Source organism: Pseudoalteromonas sp. (assembly GCF_041613455.1).
In the GTDB taxonomy this organism is placed as follows: Bacteria; Pseudomonadota; Gammaproteobacteria; order Enterobacterales; family Alteromonadaceae; genus Pseudoalteromonas.
In genome coordinates this window covers 1-4604 of the sequence record NZ_JBFJHD010000232.1, presented here as the reverse complement: position 1 = coordinate 4604, position 4604 = coordinate 1, and the positions used below count along the sequence as shown (strand labels likewise).

The 4604-nt window shown below is 43.2% G+C and carries 5 protein-coding genes; all 5 read right to left on the bottom strand.

The window, feature by feature from the left end; all coding sequences use genetic code 11:
* Positions 1-458 (bottom strand): EAL domain-containing protein (locus ABYB02_RS14930; RefSeq protein WP_372763201.1); only part of this gene is annotated, 458 nt, incomplete at its 3' end.
* A 124-nt stretch (positions 459-582) separates the two neighbouring features.
* On the bottom strand, positions 583-1530 hold the full coding sequence (secF, locus tag ABYB02_RS14925; RefSeq protein ID WP_372763200.1) for a protein translocase subunit SecF: 948 nt from the start codon (positions 1528-1530) through the stop codon (positions 583-585).
* A gap of 9 nt (positions 1531-1539) precedes the next feature.
* Positions 1540-3399 carry a protein translocase subunit SecD gene (secD, locus tag ABYB02_RS14920; RefSeq protein WP_372763199.1) on the bottom strand — a complete coding sequence of 620 codons (1860 nt, stop codon included), beginning with the start codon at positions 3397-3399 and terminating at the stop codon, positions 1540-1542.
* A 19-nt stretch (positions 3400-3418) separates the two neighbouring features.
* Positions 3419-3754, bottom strand: a complete 336-nt coding sequence (gene yajC, locus ABYB02_RS14915) for a preprotein translocase subunit YajC (protein WP_372763198.1) — start codon at positions 3752-3754, stop codon at positions 3419-3421.
* Between the two features lie 25 nt (positions 3755-3779).
* Positions 3780-4604, bottom strand: an 825-nt coding sequence (gene tgt, locus ABYB02_RS14910) for a tRNA guanosine(34) transglycosylase Tgt (RefSeq protein WP_372763197.1), incomplete at its 5' end; no start/stop codon positions are given.

The following is a 4604-nucleotide window of genomic DNA, read 5'->3' as shown; positions in this document are numbered from 1 at the left end:
TCATCTATGGCAATCGTAAAGCCCAAAGAACGGTAATGTTCGAGCGTTTTTTGTAATAAAAATTCATCCTCTACCCGCTCTTGCTCTGTCACTTCGATTACCACGCGATTAGCAGCTAAGCCAAATTGCTTGATCAAATGCAGTGTTTCACCTTTAGGGTGGCTCGGGTCAAGTAACGTTTTAGGGCTAACATTTAAAAACAATTTACCTTGTAGCTGTAAATGCACAAAGTTTTCAATCGCTTTAGAGCGACACAGCAGCTCAAGCTCAGAGAGTAAGCCATGTTGATGAGCCGCCTGAAACAATGCATTAGGCATTTCTAACGCGCTATTTTTCGGCCCTCTACTGAGTGCTTCATAACCCAAAATGGTCTGGTTACTGGTATCAAACAGAGGCTGAAACAATGTGGTTATTGTGCAGTTAACTAAAATAGTATCTAATAATTCACGCGGTTCCATTCATGCTTAGCTCTATAGCGATTTTCTAAGACATAAAGTAGCAAGCAAGTATGACACTTTTATGGCAATTCTTAGGCAATAAAAAACCGCCCAGCTGGGCGGTTTTCATCGGCTAACCAATCTATTACGGCAACGCGTCTAGATCGGCGCCTTCTTTTTCAATCACTTCTGGTATTAAGTCTTCTTTACTTACGCCAAGTGCAATAGCTACCGAGCTTGCCACGTAAATAGAAGAATAAGTACCAATAAACACACCAAATAATAACGCAGTTGCGAAACCGTGAATCGTTTGGCCGCCCCATACAAACAAGGCAATTAACACTAAGATAGTGGTAATTGATGTTACTAAAGTACGGTTAAGTGTTTGCGTTAAAGATAGGTCGATAATTTCGATGGTATCGTCGATACGCACCTTACGGAAGTTTTCACGAATACGGTCAGACACTACAATCGTATCGTTAAGTGAGTAACCTATTACCGCTAAAATAGCCGCTAATATGGTGAGGTCAAACTCTAAACCTAATACCGAAAACAAACCAATAGTGATCATAACATCATGAATTAAGCCGCCTACCGCGCCCACAGCAAAGCGCCATTCAAAGCGAAATGCCACGTAAATTAGAATACAAATAAGCGCAGTTAACATGGCTAGGCCACCCTGCTCTTTTAAGTCTTCACCTACGCTTGGGCCAACAAACTCAATACGGCGCATGACCACACTGTCGTCTGCTAATTTTAGTGCTGCGATTACTTGGTTGCCAATCACTTCCGCTTTAACATCATCACCACGCGGTGCTAAGCGCACTAAAATTTCTTGGCTTGAACCAAATAATTGCACTGATGCATCAGCAAAACCGTTTTCAGCCAGTACGTTACGCACTTTTTTCAAGTCGGCCGGTTGCGAAAAGCCCACTTCAACGGCGGTACCACCGGTAAAGTCTAAACCGAAGTTTAAGCCTTTAGTAAACACCGATATCAATGACGCTAAAATTAATAGTGTTGAAAAACCCATTGCCACTTTACGCAGCGACATGAATTTCAGGGTTTTACTACCCATATTTAAAATTTGCATGTCAGCTCCTTAAATTGAAAGTTTATCAACACGTTTACCACCGATGAATAAATTGATAATCGCACGGGTACCAATAATCGCGGTAAACATTGACGTTAAAATACCAATCGCCAGTGTTACTGCAAAGCCGGCAATAGGGCCAGTGCCTACAGCAAACAAAATAACCGCAGCAATCAAGGTGGTAATATTGGCATCAAAAATGGTGCTAAAGGCACTGTCGTAACCAAAGTGAACCGCTTGTTGCGGACTCCGGCCATCGGCCAACTCTTCGCGAATACGCTCAAAAATAAGCACGTTAGCATCAACCGCCATACCAACGGTTAACACAATACCGGCAATACCTGGCAGCGTCAGTGTTGCGCCTGGAATTAACGACATCACACCAATAATAAGCACTAAGTTAGCAGCCAACGCTAAGTTAGCAACCATACCAAAGCCTTTGTAATAAATAAGCATAAAGGCCAGTACAAAGGCAAAGCCAAGCGCTACTGCGGTCATACCTGCCGCAATGTTTTCTTGGCCTAAGCTTGGCCCTACGGTACGCTCTTCAACAATTTGAATCGGCGCAACTAATGCACCAGCACGTAATAGTAAGCTTAAGTTATGGGCTTCGGCTGGGTTATCAATGCCGGTAATACGGAACGAACGATCAAGGCGTGCTTGAATGGTTGCCACGTTAATCACTTCTTCCACCTTAATTGGTGGTAGTGCTTTACCGTTAGCATCTTTTTTGCCTGATGGCTTGTACTCAATAAATACTGTAGCCATGCGCTTACCAATAGCACGTTTGGTAAAGGCATTCATTTTTGCCCCACCTTTGCTATCGAGCGAAATACTCACTTGTGGACGCTGATATTCATCGGCACCCGATTGCGCGCCCGTTATGTGGCTGCCTTCAAGGATGATGCGTTTTTTAAGCACCACAGGGTAACCATCGCGACTCATGATCATTTCAGTACCCGGTGGAATACGACCTTGCGCAGCCGCGCTAATATCGGCGTTTTCGTCTACTTCACGAAACTCAAGCGTAGCCGTTGCACCTAAAATTTCTTTCGCGCGAGCAGTGTCTTGAATACCCGGTAACTGCACTATAATACGCTCAGCACCTTGGCGCTGTACGTTTGGTTCAGCCACACCAATTTGGTTAATTCGATTACGAATAATGGTTTCGTTTTGCTTAATAGCGTAATCACGAATTTCTTTAAGCTTTAGCTCACTCATGGTGGCATAAAACGCGTTATCGTTGCTGCTATCGTCAATGTATTCATTTAATGGGTAACGAGACTTTAACAAGCGCTCTGCGGCATCTTTATCGTCTTCGTTACGCATTTCTACCCGCATACGATCAGAGCCCGCTACACGGCGTACACTGCGGTAACGTAATTTTTCTTCACGTAAGTCGCTACGAAAATCTTGTTCCATTTGCTCTAGCTGGTTATCAACCGCTGTCGCCATGTCGATTTCCATAGTGAAATGTACACCACCACTTAAATCTAGACCAAGCTTCATTGGGTTGCCGCCTAGCGACTTTAACCAAGCCGGTTGCGCTGGGGCCATATTAATAGCTGATATGTAGTCATCGCTCAGCGAGTTACGCAGGAGATCTTGCGCTTTTAGCTGCTCTTCAACGTTTTTAAAACGAACTAAAATTTGTCCATCTTCAAGTTTTGTTGATTTTACACTGACATTTGCTTGTTTGAGGGCGGCATTTACTTTGTCTAATACACTGAGGTCAACATCAGCACCTTTAGCGCCAGAAACTTGTATGGCCGGATCACGGCCATACAAGTTCGGAGAGGCATATAAAAGGCCAATAGCTACCACAGCTAAAACAAGTAAATACTTCCAAAGTGGAAACTTGTTTAACACGGGGTCGTCCTTATTATTTTTATAGCGACTTCATTGTGCCTTTTGGCAATACGGCAGAAACCGCCGATTTTTGTACTGTAACTTCAGCTTGCTCATTCAATGAAATAACAATGAAGTCTTTGTCGTCTGAAATTTTGGTAATTTTACCCACTAAACCACCTTGGGTTAGCACTTCATCACCTTTCGCCATCGCGCTCATTAAGCTTTTGTGCTCTTTTACACGCTTCGCTTGAGGACGGTAGATCAAAAAGTAAAAAACCAAACCGAAAATTGCTAACATAATTAGCATTTCCATACCGCCACCTGCGGCTGCTGTTCCGGCACTTGCGTGTGCATTTGAAATAAATAAACTCATGGTACTTCCTCTTTAATTTTAAATTTTAATTAATATCTGCAAGCTCTGGCACTTCTTGGCCACGGCGAGCATAAAAATCGGCAACAAATTCGTCTAACTTACCCGCACTAATTGCATTGCGTAAACCTTCCATAACACGTTGATAGTATCGTAAGTTATGAATAGTGTTTAATCGTGCACCTAATATTTCATTACATTTATCAAGGTGATGCAAATACGCGCGCGAGTAATTAGTACAAGTATGGCAATCACACTCAGGATCCAGTGGGCCGGCATCTGTTTTATGTACCGCGTTACGTATTTTAACCACGCCAGTGGTAATAAATAAATGACCGTTACGCGCATTACGGGTTGGCATCACACAATCAAACATATCGATACCACGGCGCACCGACTCGACTAAGTCTTCTGGCTTACCGACACCCATTAAGTAACGTGGTTTGTCTGCAGGCATTTTATAAGCGCAATGATCTAAAATATTGATCATTTCAGCTTTGGGCTCACCCACAGATAATCCACCTAAGGCATAACCATCAAAACCAATTTCTTCAAGGCCGGCTTGCGATTGTGCCCGTAATTCAGGGTACATACCACCTTGAATAATACCAAACAAAGCAGATGGATTATCACCATGACCTTGTTTTGAGCGTTTAGCCCAGCGCAGCGACAACTCCATAGAGTCTTTCGCTTCTTTTTCGGTGGCAGGGTATGGCGTACATTCATCAAATATCATTACAATATCTGAGCCTAAGTCACGCTGTACTTGCATTGATGACTCTGGCGTCATCATAATTTTTTCACCGTTTACCGGTGAGCTAAATAACACGCCTTCTTCAGTAATTTTGCGCAT